Here is a 17,672-nt window from a genome sequence, read left to right on the forward strand (position 1 = left end):
TTCTCTCCGGCGATCTTCTATCCGGGAGCAGGTACCAATGGCATCGGGCAGATCCATCAGATTCAAGATCGCGACGCTGCTCGTCATCCCTTTGGTCTCCCTTGTCGCCCTGTGGGGCTTCGCCGCGAGCAGCACCTTCGGTGACGCCTTCAACCTGCTGAAGGCCCAGACGATCTGGACCGGCGTGATCAACTACGCCGACGGCCTCGTCGGGAACCTGCAGGCCGAGCGACTGGCCTCGGCCGAACGCCTGGGCGGGGTCGTCAGCGACCCGGCACCGCTGGCGGCGGCCCGCGCCAAGACCGACCGGGTGCGCACCAAGCTCGCCGAGTCGGCCCGCGACGAGGGCGTCCGGTCGGCCATGACGCCGGAGATGAACGGCAGGCTCGCCGACGCGTTCGAGGCGATCGACCGGCTGCCCGACATCAGACGGCAGGTGGACGGCGGCAAGATGGCAGCCGCCGCCCTCGTCACCGAGTACTCGGCGATCTCCGACCGGGTGCACATCCTGTACTCCACCTTCACCCTCAGCATCGACGTCGAGCTGGCCCGCCTGTCCCAGGGCCTGATCGCCGCCGACGAGGTGCGCGAGATGATGAGCCGCGAGAACGCCCTCATCGTGGCCTCCGGCGGCAAGCTGTCGATGGCGGAGGTGCACATGCTCGCCCACTACCACGGCGTGCGCGAGCACCTGTTCCCCACGGCGATGGCCAACCTGGACGCCGAGATGCGGGCCCCGTTCGAGAAGATCATGGCGTCCACCCGCTTCGCCACCATGCAACGCGCGATGCAGTCGTACATCTCGGGCGAGCCCGTCAACATGCAGATGTGGCGTGAGCTGGCCGACCCCGTGCTGACCGACTACACCGAGGTCGTCTGGCGCACCGGCGACAAGCTGCTCGCCCGGATCGAGCCGGCGGGCATCGCGATCATCGTGCGCGCCGCGGTGGCGGGCGCCGTCGGCCTGATCGCCGTGGTGTTCTCCGTCATCGTCTCCATCCGGGTCGGCAGGCAGGTCGCCCTGGACCTCGGCGCGCTGCGGCGCGGCGCGCTGGACCTCGCCGAGATCCGGCTGCCGGGCGTCGTGGAACGGCTCCGCAGAGGTGAGCGGGTCGACGTGGAGGCCGAGGCGCCGCCCATCAGGGTGGCCGACAAAGCCACCAGCGAGATCGCCGATCTCGCGGCCGCGTTCGACAGCGTGCAGCGCACCGCCGTGGACGCGGCGGTCGAGCAGGCCCGGCTGCGCGAGGGCGTCTCCGAGGCGCTGCGCAACCTGGCCAGGCGCAGCCAGTCGCTGCTGCAGCGCCAGCTGAGGCTCCTCGACGACATGCAGCGCGAGACCGAGGAGCCGGAGGCGCTGGAGCGCCTGTTCAGGCTCGACCACCTCACCACGCGCATGCGCCGCCACGCCGAGGGCCTGGTGCTGCTGTCGGGCGGCACCGCCGGACGCCGCTGGCGCGGCGTCATCCCCGTCGAGGACGTGCTGAACGGCGCGGCCGCCCAGGTCGAGGAGTACACCCGGGTGCGGGTCTACCCCATGCCCGAGTACGGCTTCGCCGGCACCGCCGTGGCGGACCTCATGCACCTGTTCGCCGAGCTGATCGAGAACGCCACCGCCTTCTCCTCGCCGGGCAACGAGGTGTCGGTCCGCGGCGAGCTGGTCGGCCGGGGCTTCGCCGTCGAGGTCGAGGACCGGGGCCTCGGCATGCCGTCCGAGATGCGCCAGGCGGTCAACGAGCGGCTGGCCAGCCCGCCCGAGTTCGACCCGTCGCAGACCGAGCAGCTCGGCTTCGCGGTGGTCGGCATGCTCGCGGCCCGGCACGGCATCTCGGTGACGGTGAAGCCGTCGCCGTATGGCGGGACGACCGCGATCGTGCTGGTGCCGCCGACGCTCGTCGAGATGCTGCCCATGCCCGTGCAGATGCCGGAGCTGGAGTCGGTGTCCGTCTCGGTCGTCAGGAACGAGCCGCCGGGCACGCACGACCAGGTCACGAACGGCGGCGCGGGCGGCCACGGCGCCGGATCGAACGGCGTGGAGCAGCCGACCGGCCCCGGCGGCCTGCCGCGCCGCGTCCGCACCACCAAGCGGGGCACGGCGCAGCAGCCGGATCCGGCGCTGCCCCGCCGCCAGCGGCAGGCCAACCTGCCGCAGCAGCTCAGGCAGCCGCCGGTGGCGGCTGCGCCGGACGAGCGCTCGCCCGAGGAGGCCAGGGCGCTGCTCTCGTCCCTTCAGTCAGGCTGGCAACGGGGGCGTCAGGACAGCGACCAGGATGGGGGATCTCGATCGTGAGCCGCGAGCACGAGTGGGTCGACGAGGAGGCCGGACCTGTGGTGCGGCCGTACGCGGTGGCACGGGGCCGCACCAGGTCCTCCGCGACGTCCGCGATCGACCTGCTGGCGAGCGTCGTCGGGAGCGGGCTGCCGGTGCCGGCCAAGGCGGAGCTCAGCGTCCAGCACCGGCGGTTGCTCGCCGGCGTCACCGGGCAGTCGCGACCGGTGGTGGAGCTGGCCGCCGAGCTGGACCTGCCGGTGGCCGTGGTGCGCGTGCTCCTCGGCGACCTGCTGCACTACGGGCTGGTCACGGTACGGCCGCCGATGCCCAAGAACACGGCGGCCGCCGAGGACCTGCTCCGCGAAGTGATCAACGGTCTCAAGGCCCTGTAACCCGGCCGGCTCAGCCCGCCGCGGTCAGCGTGCGCAGGGAGTGCTCGACCAGGGTCACCATGACCTCCTTGGCCGAGGTGCGCCGCCGCACGTCGCACAGCATCACCGGCACGTGGTCGTCCAGGTCGAGGGCGATCCGCACGTCGTCCACGCTGTGCCGGTCGGCCCCGTCGAAGCAGTTGACGGCCACCACGAACGGCGTGCCGCGCTGCTCGAAGTAGTCGACCGACGGGAAGCAGTCGGTCAGCCGGCGGGTGTCGGCGATCACGACGGCGCCGAGCGCGCCGTGGGACAGCTCGTCCCACATGAACCAGAACCGCTCCTGGCCGGGTGTGCCGAACAGGTAGACGACCAGCCCCTCCCGGATGGTGATGCGGCCGAAGTCCATGGCGACGGTCGTGGTGGTCTTGGCTTCCACGCCGTCGATGTCGTCCACGCCGATCCCGCGTTCGGAGAGCACCTCCTCGGTGCGCAGCGGCTTGATCTCGCTGATCGATCCCACCAGGGTGGTCTTGCCCACGCCGAAGCCTCCGGCGATGAGAATCTTCAGCGCTACGGGGTCCTCAGAGAGCCCGGAGTCCATTGATCACTTCCTTGAGAATGCCCGAACTCGGACGTGGCCTCGCCGCTGAGGGGGACGTCACCGAGATCAGGCCGTGGTCACGCATGTCGCCCAGCAGCACCCGAACGACGCCGATGGGCAGGTCGAGCTCGGCGGCCACGTCGGCCACCGAGATCGGGCTCCGCGCCATCCGCAGGATCGTCTGCTGCTCGGGGCCCAGGTCACTCGGCGCGTCGCCGGGCGGCTCATCGACGACGCGTACGGTCGCGATGAGGTCGAACATGTCGCCGGAAGACCTCGTACGGCCGCGGATGAGAGCATAGGGCCGGACGACCGGTCCCGCCTCCTCATCCAGCCACTGCGGGGTCTCCGTCATGACGTGGCCGCTCGCGGACTGGTCGAGATGTGCTGCCCGACCCGCTTGACGAGCATCGCCATCTCGTAGGCGATGTGGCCCACGTCGACGTTCGCCTCGGCGAGCACGGCCAGGCAGGTGCCCTGGCCCGCCGCGGTCACGAACAGGAACGCCGACTCCATCTCGACGATGGTCTGCCGGACGTCACCGCCGCCGAAGTGGCGTCCGGTGCCGCGGGCCAGGCTCTGGAAGCCGGCGGCCACGGCCGACAGGTGTTCGGCGTCCTCCCGGCTCAGGCCCTTCGAGTAGCCGACCGCGAGGCCGTCGGTCGACAGGATCACCGCCTGCCGCACCGCCGCGACCCTGGTCGTCAGGTCGTCGAGCAGCCAGTTCAGCTCACCGGTGTTGGTCGTCGGCACGGTCATGCCTCCCCCTCTTCTTGTGCTTGTTGTCGGGCGCGTTGGGTTCCCCGTTGGAACGCGGAGAACAGATCGCGTACCTCGTCGGGAGAGCGTTCGGTCTTTTCCTCCGGCTCCGGTTCGGGCGGCGGCTCCGCCCTGAGCTGGGGTGCCAGGTTCGCCTGCCGTACCCGGGTGGGCAGTCCGGCGTGGGTGCCGCCGCCGCTCACCCCGCCGCTCACCCCGCCGCTCAGCACGGCGAGCGCCTTCTTCCGGGTGCGGGTGGGCAGCGGGGACACGCTGTCACCTTCCTTCCTGGTGCGCGCGGCCGGCTCGGCGGCCGCCTCGTCACCGCGGTCGGCGTCCTCGTCGCTCTGGCCGCCTCCGGTCGCGGCACGGGTGCGGCTGGGCAGCGCCGGCGTGGCGTCGCCGGCGGTGAGCGCCGGCTGCTCGGTGACGAGCCGACGCGGCACCAGGACGATGGCCGTGGTGCCGCCGAAGGGTGAGCGGCGCAGCAGCACGTTGACGCCGTGCCGCTGGGCGAGCCTGGCGACCACGAACAGGCCGAGCCTGTCGCTGTCGGCCAGGTCGAACTCGGGCGGGTTGGCGAGCATCGCGTTGAACGTGCCGTACTCGGCCTCCGACAGCCCGAGCCCCCGGTCCTCCACCTCGATGGCGTAGCCGTTGCTCACCATGTCGCCGCGGACCTGCACGGGGGTGTCGGGCGGGGAGTAGATGGCGGCGTTCTCGACCAGTTCGGCGACGAGGTGGGTGAGGTCGGCGGCGACGGTGCCGTCGATCGCGCCGGGCGGCACGGCCTCGACGGTGATCCGGGTGTAGTCCTCCACCTCGGCGATGGCGGCGCGGACGATGTCGAGCACCGGCACCGGCTTGCGCCAGGCCCGTCCCGGCTCGGCGCCGGACAGGATGATCAGGCTCTCCGCGTGCCGTCGCATGCGGGTGGTCAGGTGGTCGAGGCGGAAGAGCTCCTCCAGCCGGTCGGGGTCGTGCGTGCGGCGCTGCATGCGGTCGAGGAGCTGGAGCTGGCGGTGCAGCAGCCCCTGCTTGCGCCGGGCGAGGTTGACGAACACCTGGCCCACGCCTCGGCGCAGCTCGGCCTGGCCCACCGCGGCCTGGACGGCGGTGCGCTGCACGGAGCCGAACGCGCGGGCCACGTCGGTGATCTCGGCCGAGCCGCTGACCTTGAGCGGCTTGAGCTCCTTCTTGACGTTGACGTCCTCGCCGCGGCGCAGCCGCTCGACGAGGAGGGGCAGCCGCCGTTCGGACAGCTCCAGGGCGACGGAGCGCAGCCCGGCCAGTTCGGCGCCGAGCCGGCGGCCGAACCGTACGGAGATGATGATCGAGGCGAGCACGGCGATCAGCCCGATGCCGCCGGCCACGGCGATCCGCACCAGGATCGTGATGGCGGCGTCGGTGGTGCGGTCGGCCACTTCCTGGGTGGCGGACAAGTTGATCTGGTCGAGCTGCTTCATGACCTGCTCGGCGGCGGCGTTCCAGGCGGCGGCGTCGGGCGGCGGCGCGCCGGTGGCGACGATCCTCGCCTCCATCAGGCCGAAGCTGCGGAAGGTGGAGCCGGCGAAGATCTTCTCGTACGGCCGGCGCAGCGCCAGGTCGAGCCCGGCCGTGCCGCGCGTGTGCAGGAACGCGCGGGTGGCGGCGTACTCGGTGAAGGCGGCCGCCTCGGCCTCGGTGAGTTGCTGGTCGAGGAGCGCGCCGCTGATGAGGGCGTGCTCCCTGGCGATGACCTCGCGGGCGTTGCCCATGGCCTGCATGGCCGTGGCCTGCTGGAAGATGGCCAGGTCGGGGAGCGACACCATCTGGTCGTAGACCCTGAACAGGACGTCGAGCACGCGGTTGTAGGCGTTGAGGGCGGCCAGGCGGCTGCTGCGGCCGTTGTCGATGTCGGAGCGGACGGCGCCGAGCCGGTCGAGTTCTTGTTCGAGCGCGCGGACGGAGGCGCGCAGGGTGCCGTCGGCGGCGCTGCCCGCTTCGGCGGAGGCGCGTTTGAAGGCGGCGACGGCCTGGTCGGTGCGGGTTCGCTGGGCGCCGAGATCTTCCGTGAGCTGGCGCGTGGTGATGGCGACCGCTGACCGGGCACGCTCTGCCTGAAGCTGGAGTCCCAGCTCGGTCGAGGTGACGCCGACGGTCCGGTAGATGCTGTCGGCCTGCAGCAGGGCCTGACCGTCGCCCACGGTGAGGTTCAGCACGAACCCCCAGAGCGCACTCAGAGACAGGAGGGGTAGCAGCAACAATAAGAAGATCTTGAACCGAATTGACCGGTTACGCGAGCCCATGTCCCAACCTCGAAGTCGAGGGGCATTTCCACCTTTGTGTAAATACACCTCCGGAAGATCGCATAGGAGACTAGCACCGTTTAAGGTTCCGGCGCAGTGGGAGGAACGGGATGATTAGTGTGATTACCGGTGCCAGCTCCGGCATCGGCGCCGCCGCGGCGGCGGGGCTTTCGCGCCACGGGCACCGCGTGGTGCTGGTCGGCCGGGACGAGCGGCGGCTCAAGGAGGTGGCCGGCGGCCTGCCGGGCGCCAAGGCCGAGGTGCTGACCTGCGACTTCACGTCCCTGGACGACGTGCGCAGGCTGGCATCCGAGGTGCGCGAACGCTACGAGCGCGTGGGGGTGCTGGTCAACAACGCCGGCGTGATGAGCCCGAGGCGGCAGACCACCCCCGACGGGCACGAGCTGATGGTCCAGGTCAACCATCTCGCCCCGTTCCTGCTCACGCGCGAGCTGGCCGACCACGTCGACAGGATCGTGACCACCTCCTCGCGGGCGGGCCGCACCGGCAGGCTCGACGTCACCGACCTGTCGCGGGAACGCCGCCGATGGAACGGCTGGCTCCAGTACGGCGACACCAAGCAGGCCAACGCCCTGTTCACCGTCGCCCTGGCCGCCCGCGGCCTGGCCGCCACCTGCTTCCACCCCGGCGTGATCAGGACCGGGTTCGCGTCCGGCGCCCTGCTCATGCGCCTCATGCTCCTCGTGCCCGGCTACGCCAAGCCGCCGGAGCACGGGGCGCGCCGGCTGACGCACCTGGCCACGCACGAGGACGGGGCCCGGCACGCCGGACGCTACTTCGACGGGGAACGGCCCGCCGAGGTACCCGCCACCATGTCGGACCCGGACCTGGCCGAGCGCCTCTGGCAGGCCAGCGCCTGCGCCGTGGACGGCACCCGCGCCTCAGCGGCGTGAGCGGCGCCCCGCCGCCGGCGGGAGCGGGGAGCACGGCGGGGCGGCCTCACCCCAGCAGCTCCGCCACGGCCCGGTAGGCGGCGGTGACGGCGGCGTCGGCGCGGGCCGCCGGCGCCGAGTCGGCGCCGGCGACGGCGATGCGCCCGAAGCGCCGCCGGGCGGTGTCGGCCGGGAACGGGCCGTCGGGGTAGAAGTCGTGCCACGGCCGGCAGTACTCGGGCGCGTACCCGTGCCCCCACCGGTGCACGGTCACGGCCTCGACGTCGGCGGCCGGATCGAAACCGGCCGGCCCGAGCAGCCGGGCGAGCTGGTCGCGGATCGTGTACTCCAGATGGTCGTACGGGGTCCTGAGCAGCGCCCGCCGCCCGGCGGCCGCACCCCGGGCGGGACCCAGCTCCGACCGGCACGGCGCGGCGACCAGGTGGACGGTGGCCGGCTCGCCGGGGCCGCGGGGGTGGTCGTAGTCCGGCGCGCCTACCGGGTGGTCCAGCTCCGTCAGGCACCAGTAGGCGCCGGTCCAGCGCACCCGGCGTACCCCGGCGCGACGCCAGGCCCGCCAGTCGCGCACCTGCACGGTCGCCTCCAGCAGCGGGATCCTGACCGCCTCCGCGAGCGCCGCCCGCTGCGCGTCGGGGAGGGCGTCGACCACGTACGGGACCACCACGGACCAGCAGGCCATGACCACGGCCCCGGCGGTGACCGTGCGGACACGATGCCCGTCGAAGTAGCCGACCGTGGCCGAGGTGGCGCTGCCGGGGTCGCCGTCGTTGCGTACCGACACGACGGGGCTCGACAGCCGGAACCGCACCCGGTTGCCCGGCACGTCCAGCCGCCCGTAGTCGTAGCCGGCCGTGGTGACGCCGTCCATCGTGGTGGCCGTGGCGAAGCCGGGGATCATCCGGCCCACCATCATCCGCACCAGCGCCTGCAGCCCCTCGGGCAGGCAGGGGACGTCGGCGTCGCCTGCCCCCCACTCCTTCTTCACGGTCGGCGAGCAGAACCGCGACGGCTTGCCGGGGTCCAGCCCCAGCCCCTGGAATCCCGGATAGCCGCAGCCCCAGGCGTCGATCGCGCCGAAGGCCCGCGTGTCGTAGCCCCACCGGGCGCTCGGCAGGGTCCGGTGGAACCGTTCCACGTCCGGGTGCGCCCCGCACACGTCGAGCAGGAAGCGCGAGTAGGTGAGGCCGGCCAGCCGCTCCTCCTTCTCCTCGGCCGGCAGGCCGGGCCACCAGTCGGGCGGGTCCGTGACGAGGGCGAGCAGGTCCCGCCGCGCCTCGTCGGCGATCGGCAGCCGGCCCACCCAGCGCTCGGGCGGCACGCCGGGGACCAGCCGGTGCAGGTCCTCGACGGGGAACGTCTCCCGGTCGCACATCACCCCCTCGTGCAGCCCCAGGCCCGGGTACAGGTCCTCGTCCACGTGGCGGCGCAGCCTCCGCACGGTCACGCCGAGCCGCGCCAGCAGGTCCTTGCCCTCGGGCGTCCACATCGCGGGCGCCGCGAGCGCCCGCGCGCCGGCCCGGCCGATCAGCGCGCCCGTGCGGCCGGCCGGCCGGAACTCGGCGCGCCGCGCCTGGCCGCCCAACTCGTCGTGGTTGTCGAGGATGAGCACGCGGGCCTGCGGCTCGTGGCGCAGCCACTCGTAGGCGGCGCTCACCCCGCTGACGCCGCCGCCCACCACGACCAGGTCGTAGCTCTCGCCGGTCGGCTCGGGGTCGCCGGCGTGCTCCCAGAAGCGCCCGTCCCGCAGGGCGTGCGGCACGGCGAGCGAGTCCGCGGTGTCGCCGCGCAGCCCGGTGCGGCGCGGCGGGAACGACGGGTGACCACCGGGCTCGGGGGACGTGCGCCCGGCGGTCGGGTGACCGGTGCCGACCGCCCCGACCGTCCCGGCCCCGGCCGTGCCGATCGCGGCCACCGCGACCCCGTCGAAGAAGTCGCGACGCGAGATCGGCCGGCTCATCCCGAGATCGCGCGCGTGGCGCGGGTCGATGTCGCCCATGCGGAGATCCTGGGCACGGTGGGCAATTGTCACGGTACGCCGCGCAGTGCTTCGACGAACATTTTGCGTGGCCTGTTCCGGCGAATGTCCTTTTGGGCGGTGCCTGAAATGCCGTATCCGGCCCGTGGGCCCTGACCAGCGAGGAAGCGCTTGTCGCCCGCAACGGCCAGAAGAAGGAGATAGCGCGGAATTCGGCGAATAGCGCCGTTGTCCGGCTCGCCGACAGCCGGTTCCTCTAGCGTTCGTCGCTATGCCGTACGAACGAAATCGGAAATCCATCCCGGCGGTCATCTCCGGAATATGCGCCGGCATGACCCTGCTGGCGGGCTGCTCCTCCGGCGAGGCGACACCGGCGGCACGGACCGCCCCGGCGACCCCGGCCACCTCGGTGACCCCGGCGGGTCCGGCGGCGGCGCAGGCGGCGGCCGGGCGGCTGCGCGCAGCCCTGCTGCCCGCCCCCGGAGGCATGCGGGTGGTCCACGGCCCCGAGACGGGCGCGTTCGGCTCGCTGGCGGCGACCAGGCAGGGCGTGGAGGCCGCCAGACGGGCCAAGCTGGAACGCCCGGAGTGCGCGGGCGCCGCCCAGCTCGACGCCACCCGGCCCACGCTGGCCGGCGCGCCCGCCGCCGTCGTGGCCTACGCCTCCGACACCGGCTCGATCACCCAGGCGCTGGTCGAGCTGCCCTCGCCCGCCTTCCCTCCGCCCCTGCCACGGCAGTGCGCCACCTACGAGGCGCGGGTCGACGGCGTCAAGGTGACCTACCGCACCCGCGAGCTGGACATGCCCAGGCGCGGCGACGAGTCGCGCGCCTACCTCACGACCACCTCGGGCGGCGCGGACGACACCCAGGTGGGCACCGTCGTGCTGCGGCGCGGCCCCGTCGTCATGAGCCTGCTCGTGGTGGGCCGCGAGGTCGAGCCGTCCGGCCTGTACGAGCTGGGCCGCCTCGCCGACCGCAAGCTCGCCCAGGCCGCCGGCTAGCGCGCCGGGAGGGCCGGGCCTAGATCAGCACGTGGTCGTCCGGCCGGCCCACGAACGAGAACTGGGCGTTGCGGGTCAGCTTGATGTGGTCGGCCTGCCAGGTGTGCATGCTGGCATCGGCGCTGCGCCAGTAGACGAAGTTGAACCGGTCCGCCGAGTAGATCTTGACGCCGTCCTCCTTGAGCCGGCGGACCAGATGGGTGTCCTCGCCGCGGGTGATGTCGGCGAAGCCGTACGAGCGGAACATGCCGGCCGTGCCGAGGAAGGTGCCGCCCTGCACGAGGAACGAGTAGCGGTGCTCCAGGCCCGGCAGGCGGAGCATGGTGGTGTTGCTGCCCTCGAAGTAGGAGTAGTGGGCGCCCTTGCCGACCAGTTCGGCGTCGGTGTAGTCGAAGGACCTGACCAGGTCCGACAGGTAGTGCTCGCCGTAGAGGTTGTCGTCGTCCATCTTGGCGATCAGCTCGCCCTCGGCGGCGGCGATGCCGAGGTTCATGCACGCGCCGAGCGACAGCTCGGCCGCGACCGGCAGCACGACGACGTCCGTGATGCCTGCCATGCGCGCCTTGTCGGCGACCACGACCGGGTCGATGTCGAGACCGTGCAGCACCATGACGAGCTGCAGCGGCCGGTGGATCTGCTTGGCGACCGAGGAGATCGCGTGCTCGATCTGGGACGCCCGGTTGGTGGGCAGCACCACGGAGATCGAGCGCGACCTCGGCCGCACGGGCCGGCCGAGGAGCTGAAGGATCTGGTCCACCCGGTGGGAGAACAGGTGCTTGTCGAACACCTCGCGCATCGCCAGGTGACCCATCCTGGCCCGCAGCTCGGGGCTGTTGATCAGATGCAGCACCTGGTTGTACGACTCGACCGGCTCGCGGGCGATGGGGACCAGCTCGCCGAACGTCTCCTCGATCGCCCGTGACCAGCCGGAGACGACCGGGGTCGAGCAGGCCGACAGCTCGAAGACGCGCCGCGCGCACATGGTCGGCGAGTCGAGCACCGAGTTGACGTTGAGGAAGACCTTGTACATCCGGTACGCGGCGAGCATCTGGTCGTAGGGCAGCTCGCCGACGATGTGCGGGCGGTACTTCTCCGGCCAGGCGTACTTCTCGTCCACCTCGCCGTTGCGGGCGAAGATGTGCAGGCCCAGCTCGCGGACCGGGTCGAGGACGACCTCCATCTGCTCGCGGCGCTCGGGGTGCTTGTCGCGGAAGTACATGCCCGCGAACACCACGTCGTGCAGCCGCCCCTCCCTGCGCTGCACCGGGTTGTGCACGCGCGGCTGCGCGGCGAACTGCAGCACGTCCACCCGGTCGTGCCCGAGCACCTCGCGGTACTTCGGCAGCATGTCGCCGTCACAGGTGAAGACGTAGTCGAACAGCTTGGCCGTGTCGATGAAGAAGTCGAAGTTGGGCGGGTCCTCCTTGTTCCAGAAGACCGTCGGGATGCCCTCGGCCCTGCACCAGGCCACCAGGTCGCGCAGCGGCTCCTTGGGGGCGTTCGTGCCGGTCATCTGGTAGCGCCAGCGCCCCTGGTTGCCGTGCCAGGCCGACTCGCAGAACAGCAGGTCGGGCCGCTTCTCGGCGAAGATCTCCGGCCAGTCCTTGAGCCCGAACTCGATCTGGTCCCACTCGTAGCGGAACGCCATCCGGGAGAAGTCGTCGAGGATCACCGCGACGCGCAGGTCCGGCCGGTTGACCGGCCCGGCCGGCCACTTCACCGCGGGCACCTCGACCAGGGGCGGCCGGCTGTTGGCCGCCTCGATGGCCTCGGTGACCGGCCGGGGCGGCTTGGGCGCCCGCTCCCTGGCCCGGACGGCCTCCAGCACCTTGCCGGGCTTCTTGGTCCCGATGGCCTCGCCCAGCTTGAAGGTCCGCTTGGCCTGGGTGGCCGCCAGCTTCCAGGCGGCGTAGGCGGCCTTGGCCTCGGCGATCTCCAGCCGCCGCCGCAGCTCCGTGAGCTCCGCCTCGTACCGCTCGACGACCTTGCGCTCCTCGGGGAGCCAGTTGACCGGGCCGAGCCGCTGGTAGGTGGGTTCTTCGGGGGTTTCGGCCATGGTGATGCGCCCTATCGCTTAGCGGAGGTTTGTCATGCTACGGGGGAGGCCGTACGACATGGGGGAGTTATTCGGAACGCGTGCCCTGGGACGCGGGCGACAGGTTGTCCCCCTTCAGCCAGGCGGCGATCACCCGGGCGATCCGGGGCCCGGCGGCGCCGTCCCACAGCGGCGGCAGCTCACCCGACGGCGTCGCGGCGCCGTCGGCCAGCGCCTTGCCCGCCGCGGCCGGCAGCAGGGCGGGGGTGACCAGGCGGTTGGTCCCGTGCGTGATCGTGACGGGCCGCTCGGTGTTGGGCCGCACGGTCAGACACGGCACGCCCAGCATGGTCGTCTCCTCCTGGACGCCGCCCGAGTCGGTGACGACCAGCGCCGCGCCCCGGACGAGCGACAGGAAGTCGACGTAGCCCAGCGGGTCGACGACCTTCACCGACGGGCCGTCCACCAGCCCGGCCTCCGCCAGGCGGGTGCGCCCCCTCGGGTGGATCGGCACCACGAGCGGGACCTGCCGCGAGACCTCCAGCACCGCCGAGACCAGCTCCCGCGCGGCCTCGGGGGTGTCGACGTTCGCCGGCCGGTGCAGCGTCGCCACGGCGTAGCGCTCCGGCAGGCCGAGCCGCCGCACGACGGGAGCCGGGTCGAGCGACGGCAGCGCCGCGAACAGGCTGTCGATCATCGGGTTGCCCACCAGGTGCACCTTGGCGGCGGGCACACCCTCGGCCGCCAGGTGCGACAGCGCGTCGGGGGAGGTGGCGAACAGCAGGTCGGACAGCGAGTCGGTGACGATGCGGTTCACCTCCTCGGGCATGCCCCGGTCGAACGAGCGCAGACCCGCCTCCACGTGCGCGGTGCGCACGCCCAGCTTGGCGCAGACGAGGATCGCGGCCAGCGTGGAGTTGACGTCGCCGTAGACGACCACCAGGTCGGGGTCCTGCTCCAGCACGACCTCCTCCAGGCCGACGAGCAGGGCCGCGGTCTGCCTGGCGTGGGTGCCCGAGCCGACGCCGAGGTTGGCCACCGGCTCCGGCAGGCCGAGGTCGGCGAAGAACACGTCCGACATCAGCGCGTCGTAGTGCTGACCGGTGTGGATGATGCCCTGCCGCATGCCGAGCTCGCCGAGTGCTCGCACCACCGGGGCCGCTTTCACGAAATTGGGACGAGCGCCCAGAACGTGCAGGACCAGGGGGTTCTCCCTCATTGACCTCGCCTTTCATAGCGGAAGGGGAAAAACGCTGCCTATGGTACGGTCACCGCGTGGTAAACGACGCCAGTCGTCCAGACTCCTCCCATTCCTCCCAGATGTCCGCGAAGACCGCCAGAGCGGGGGTCGGCGGGCTGCTGAAGGGCTTCGTCCAGCACCCGGTTCTCGTCTCCCGGGTCGTCTACACCAAGGTGAAGTCCGATCCCGTACGGGTCGCGCAGGCCGCCGCCGAAGCCCTGCCGCCACGGCTGCGGCCGGTCGTCGGCCGGGTCGCCTGGCCGGCCGCCCGGCGCGCCCGGCGCGCGGTGCGCAAGTTCGGCATGCGCGTGATCAGGGCGCCGTGGAACGAGGCCAAGGCGCACTGGAACGAGGGCCGGGTCACCATGGCCGCCCAGGTGCTGGAGGCCCACACCAAATACCCGTTCGTCAAGCGCCGGGCCGCCTACTACCGGGGTGAGCTGGCCGCGATCAGCCCCGACCCGATCCCGCCCGGCCCGAGGACGGCCGTCGGCGAGCGGGTCCCGGGCCGGGTGCTGCACTGCGTCACCAACGCGCTGCCGTACACGCAGGCCGGCTACACGGTCCGCACCCACCGCATCGTCACCGCCCAACAGGCCGCCGGGCTCGACCCGCACGTGGTGACGAGCTGGGGCTGGCCGCTGTTCCAGGGGTTCGCGGACGTCTCGCCGTACGAGGAGATCGACGGCATCCCCTACCACCGGCTGCTGCCCGAGGGCCTCGGCGAGATGCCGTTCGAGATGCGCGGGCGCATGGTCAAGGGCGCCGACGCGGTCACCGACCTGGTCGCCGAGCTGCGGCCCCAGGTGCTGCACGCCGCCACCGACCACCGCAACGGCTCGGTGGCCCACGCCGTGCGCGACCGGACCGGCACCCCGTACGTCTACGAGGTGCGCGGCTTCCTGGAGGAGACCTGGGCCTCGCGCGACCCCGTCCGGGTGGGCAGCGAGCGGCACGTGCTCCAGCGCGAGCGCGAGGCGTTCCTGATGCGCGAGGCCGACGCGGTCGTCACGCTGGCCGAGACGATGGCCGCGGAGATCGTCGAGCGCGGCGTGCCGCGCGAGCGGATCTTCCTGGCGCCGAACGCGGTGGACGACGCGCTGCTGTCGGCCAGCTACGACGGCGCGTCGTTCCGGCACGCCATGGGGATCGGCGACGACGAGATCGTGGTCGGCTCGGTGTCCAGCATCGTGGCCTACGAGGGCTTCGCGACGCTGCTGCGGGCCGCGGCGCTGCTGCGCGACCAGGGCGCGCCGGTGCGGGTGCTCATCGTGGGCGACGGCAACGAGCGGGCCAACCTGCTGGAGCTCGTCGAGGAGCTGTCGCTGACCAGCGCGATCCTGCCGGGCCGGGTCGGCCCCGACGAGGCCCTGCAGGCGCAGGAGGCGATCGACATCTTCGCCTGCCCCCGCGAGGACCTGCGGGTGTGCCGGCTTGTCACGCCGCTCAAGCCGGTCGAGGCGATGGCGCTCGGCAAGCCCGTCGTGCTGAGCGACCTGCCCGCCCTGTCGGAGCTCGTCGGCTCCGACGGCGCCGGCCTGCTGGTGCCGCCGGGCGACCCGGCGGAGCTCGCCAAGGCCATCGCCGGCCTGCGCGACGACCCCGCCAGGCGCGCCGAGATGGGGGAGGCGGGCCGGGCCGAGGTCGCGGCCAAGCGCACCTGGAGCCGCGTCGCCCAGACCTACCGTTCGCTCTACCAGAGCCTTACCGAACGATGACCATGAAGATGTCTGTCCGTTGCGATGGGTTCGTGCGCATTAGGCATGAGCTTGGTGGACTTGAGATAACCTTTGCGACCATGAAGTGTTGTTTCCCGGTTCCAAAGGCACAGCTGTGACAGCAATCGACTTGGCTGTCATCGGCCTGGGCTACGTCGGCATGCCGCTCGCCAAGGAGGCGGTGGCCGCCGGGCTGAAGGTCGTCGGCGTGGACGTGGACCCCACGAAGGTCGAGGCGCTCAACGCCGGGCAGTCCTACATCGATGACCTGTCCGACGCCGACCTCGAGCACATGCTGGCCAGCGGCTTCAGCGCCACGCTCGACGAGTCCGTGCTGTCCCGGAGCAACACGATCGTCATCTGCGTGCCCACCCCGCTCGACGAGGACCACCGCCCCGACCTGTCCGCGGTCGAGGGCGCCACCAAGAGCGTCGCCCGCAACCTCACCAGGGGCACGCTCGTCGTGCTGGAGTCGACCACCTGGCCGGGCACCACCGACGAGGTGGCCCGCCCGCTGCTGGAGACCTCCGGCCTGACCGCCGGCGAGGACTTCCACCTCGCGTTCTCGCCCGAGCGCATCGACCCGGGCAACCCCAAGTTCGGCCTGCGCAACACGCCCAAGGTCGTCGGCGGCTACACCATGACCTGCCGCGACCGGGCGACCGCCTTCTACGGGCAGTTCATCGACCAGGTCGTGCCCGTCAGCGGCACCCGCGAGGCCGAGATGGCCAAGCTCCTGGAGAACACCTACCGGCACGTCAACATCGCGCTCGTCAACGAGATGGCGATCTTCTGCGACGAGCTGGGGATCAACCTGTGGGAGTCGATCGAGGCGGCGGCCACCAAGCCGTTCGGCTTCCAGAAGTTCCTGCCCGGTCCGGGCGTCGGCGGGCACTGCATCCCCGTCGACCCGTCGTACCTGTCGTACACGGTGCGCAAGCTCGGCTACCCGTTCCGGTTCGTGGAGCTGGCCCAGGAGATCAACGAGCGGATGCCGTCCTACGTGGTGGCCCGCGTCCAGCGGCTGCTGAACCGGCATAAGAAGCCCGTGAACGGCGCCAAAGTGGTTATGCTCGGCGTCACCTACAAACCGGACATCGCCGACGAACGTGAGACACCGGCCCTCCCCGTGGCGCGCGCGCTGCTGGAACTGGGCGCGGACCTGTCGTTCGCCGATCCGTACGTCAAGGAGTGGGCGGTCGACGGCACACCCGTGCCACGTGAAGATGACCTGGCCGAGGCCGTGGTCGGCGCCGACGTGACGCTGCTGCTGCAGCAGCACGCCGCGTTCGACCTCGACATGGTCGAGGCGAAGGCCAGGCTCGTGCTCGACACCCGCGGCGTGCTCGCCGAGGGTGAACGCATCGAGCGGCTGTAGCGACGGAGGGCTGCGCGCAGTGCACGTGCTCGTCATGACGGTGGTGCATAACCCCGAGGACGCGAGGATCCTGCACCGGCAGATCCGCGCCCTCGTGGATGCCGGTCATGAGGTCACGTATGCGGCGTCCTTCACGGCCCACGGCGTGGTGCCCCGCCCGTGGGTCACCGGCGTCGACCTGCCCAGGGCCGCCCAGCGCAAGCGGGTGGCGGCCGTCTGGGCGGCCCGCAGGCTGTTCAAGAAGATGCGCGGCAAGGTGGACCTCGTGCTGGTGCACGACCCGGAGCTGCTGTTCGCCGTGTGGGGCGTGCGCAACAGCCCGCCCGTGGTCTGGGACGTCCACGAGGACACCCCGGCGACGCTGTCGCTCAAGCCGTGGCTGCCCTCGCTCCTGCGCCCGCCCGTCCGCTTCCTCGCCCGGATGCTGGAGAGCACCGCCGAGCGCAAGATGCACCTGCTGCTGGCGGAGACCGCCTACGCCGGCAGGTTCAAGCACGCCCACCTCATCGTGCCGAACGAGACCTGGGTCCCCGACTCGGTCACCCCGCCCGGCGACGACCGGGTGGTCTACCTCGGCTGGCTGTCCCGGGCGCGCGGCGTCATGGAGGCGATCGAGGTGGCCCGGCTGCTCCAGCCGTACCGGGTGGCGGTGGAACTGATCGGCTACGCCGACCCGCAGAGCCGCCCGCTGCTCAACCAGGCCGTCACCGAGGGCCTGCTGGAGTGGCGCGACTTCATGCCGAACGACGAGGCGCTGAAGCGGCTCGACGGGGCGCTGGCCGGCCTGTCCCTGCTGCACGACGAGCCGAACTACCGCCACTCGATGCCGACCAAGATCGTCGAGTACATGGCGCACGGCATCCCCGTGATCACCACGCCGTCGCCCCGCGCCGTCGAACTGGTCGAGCGCTACTCCAGCGGCGTCGTGGTGCCCTGGGAGGACCCCAAGGCCGTGGCGCAGGCCGTGCTCACCCTGCGCGACGACGTACGCGAGCGACACGCGCAGGGCGCCCGCGGGTACGCGGCGGCCCGCGCCAACCACCACTGGCCGAACTCGGCCAAAAGGTTCGTCACCCAGCTGGAGGCGTGGGCCGGAGTCGTGAGATAGCGGCTTA

General features: G+C 71.8%; 14 protein-coding genes. 7 read left to right on the top strand and 7 right to left on the bottom strand.

Annotated elements, in window-relative coordinates:
* Window positions 1-37 precede the first annotated feature (37 nt).
* Both ACGF0J_RS11650 and ACGF0J_RS11655 read left to right on the top strand, forming a co-directional pair.
* Window positions 38-2,290, top strand: coding sequence for a nitrate- and nitrite sensing domain-containing protein (locus tag ACGF0J_RS11650; RefSeq protein WP_393144591.1), 2,253 nt, complete (start codon window positions 38-40; stop codon window positions 2,288-2,290).
* Window positions 2,287-2,664 (top strand): DUF742 domain-containing protein, encoded by a 378-nt coding sequence (locus ACGF0J_RS11655; protein ID WP_393144593.1) that lies wholly within the window; start codon window positions 2,287-2,289, stop codon window positions 2,662-2,664. Before ACGF0J_RS11650 ends, ACGF0J_RS11655 begins: the two co-directional genes overlap by 4 nt.
* Window positions 2,665-2,674: 10 nt before the next feature.
* Here ACGF0J_RS11655 and ACGF0J_RS11660 read toward each other — a convergent pair whose 3' ends face one another.
* From ACGF0J_RS11660 to ACGF0J_RS11675, 4 genes are read right to left on the bottom strand one after another with little or no spacing between them, the layout of a single operon-like run.
* Window positions 2,675-3,247: an ATP/GTP-binding protein gene (locus tag ACGF0J_RS11660; protein ID WP_393144595.1), complete on the bottom strand. Its 573-nt coding sequence runs from the start codon at window positions 3,245-3,247 to the stop codon at window positions 2,675-2,677.
* Window positions 3,228-3,602 (bottom strand): DUF742 domain-containing protein, encoded by a 375-nt coding sequence (locus ACGF0J_RS11665; RefSeq protein ID WP_393144597.1) that lies wholly within the window; start codon window positions 3,600-3,602, stop codon window positions 3,228-3,230. Before ACGF0J_RS11665 ends, ACGF0J_RS11660 begins: the two co-directional genes overlap by 20 nt.
* Window positions 3,599-4,006, bottom strand: a complete 408-nt coding sequence (locus ACGF0J_RS11670) for a roadblock/LC7 domain-containing protein (protein ID WP_101789944.1) — start codon at window positions 4,004-4,006, stop codon at window positions 3,599-3,601. Before ACGF0J_RS11670 ends, ACGF0J_RS11665 begins: the two co-directional genes overlap by 4 nt.
* Entirely contained in the window at window positions 4,003-6,249 is a 2,247-nt protein-coding gene (locus ACGF0J_RS11675; RefSeq protein ID WP_393144599.1) for a nitrate- and nitrite sensing domain-containing protein, read from the bottom strand. Before ACGF0J_RS11675 ends, ACGF0J_RS11670 begins: the two co-directional genes overlap by 4 nt.
* A gap of 155 nt (window positions 6,250-6,404) precedes the next feature.
* On the opposite strand from ACGF0J_RS11675, the gene ACGF0J_RS11680 reads away from it, so the two are divergent.
* Window positions 6,405-7,208: an SDR family NAD(P)-dependent oxidoreductase gene (locus tag ACGF0J_RS11680; protein WP_393144601.1), complete on the top strand. Its 804-nt coding sequence runs from the start codon at window positions 6,405-6,407 to the stop codon at window positions 7,206-7,208.
* Between the two features lie 46 nt (window positions 7,209-7,254).
* On the opposite strand, the gene ACGF0J_RS11685 is transcribed toward ACGF0J_RS11680, so the two are convergent.
* The gene (locus ACGF0J_RS11685) at window positions 7,255-9,204 is read right to left on the bottom strand and encodes an NAD(P)-binding protein (RefSeq protein ID WP_393144603.1); all 1,950 of its coding nucleotides are present in this window, start codon (window positions 9,202-9,204) and stop codon (window positions 7,255-7,257) included.
* A 310-nt stretch (window positions 9,205-9,514) separates the two neighbouring features.
* Between ACGF0J_RS11685 and ACGF0J_RS11690 the strand changes: the two genes are divergently transcribed.
* Window positions 9,515-10,186: a hypothetical protein gene (locus tag ACGF0J_RS11690; protein ID WP_393144605.1), complete on the top strand. Its 672-nt coding sequence runs from the start codon at window positions 9,515-9,517 to the stop codon at window positions 10,184-10,186.
* A gap of 19 nt (window positions 10,187-10,205) precedes the next feature.
* On the opposite strand, the gene ACGF0J_RS11695 is transcribed toward ACGF0J_RS11690, so the two are convergent.
* Both ACGF0J_RS11695 and wecB read right to left on the bottom strand, forming a co-directional pair.
* A complete protein-coding gene (locus ACGF0J_RS11695) occupies window positions 10,206-12,242 on the bottom strand; it encodes a glycosyltransferase (protein WP_393144607.1) in 2,037 nt (678 codons plus the stop codon).
* 67 nt (window positions 12,243-12,309) lie between these two features.
* The gene (gene wecB / locus ACGF0J_RS11700; protein ID WP_393144609.1) at window positions 12,310-13,440 is read right to left on the bottom strand and encodes a non-hydrolyzing UDP-N-acetylglucosamine 2-epimerase; all 1,131 of its coding nucleotides are present in this window, start codon (window positions 13,438-13,440) and stop codon (window positions 12,310-12,312) included.
* A 101-nt stretch (window positions 13,441-13,541) separates the two neighbouring features.
* On the opposite strand from wecB, the gene ACGF0J_RS11705 reads away from it, so the two are divergent.
* From ACGF0J_RS11705 to ACGF0J_RS11715, 3 genes are all read left to right on the top strand, one after another.
* The gene (locus tag ACGF0J_RS11705) at window positions 13,542-15,179 is read left to right on the top strand and encodes a glycosyltransferase family 4 protein (protein ID WP_393144611.1); all 1,638 of its coding nucleotides are present in this window, start codon (window positions 13,542-13,544) and stop codon (window positions 15,177-15,179) included.
* Window positions 15,180-15,294: 115 nt separating this feature from the next.
* Entirely contained in the window at window positions 15,295-16,557 is a 1,263-nt protein-coding gene (locus tag ACGF0J_RS11710) for a nucleotide sugar dehydrogenase (RefSeq protein ID WP_393144613.1), read from the top strand.
* A gap of 19 nt (window positions 16,558-16,576) precedes the next feature.
* Window positions 16,577-17,665, top strand: coding sequence for a glycosyltransferase (locus ACGF0J_RS11715; protein WP_393144615.1), 1,089 nt, complete (start codon window positions 16,577-16,579; stop codon window positions 17,663-17,665).
* Window positions 17,666-17,672: the final 7 nt, after the last annotated feature.

Origin of the sequence: Nonomuraea sp. NPDC047897 (assembly GCF_043204415.1) — a bacterium.
Classification (GTDB): domain Bacteria; phylum Actinomycetota; class Actinomycetes; order Streptosporangiales; family Streptosporangiaceae; genus Nonomuraea.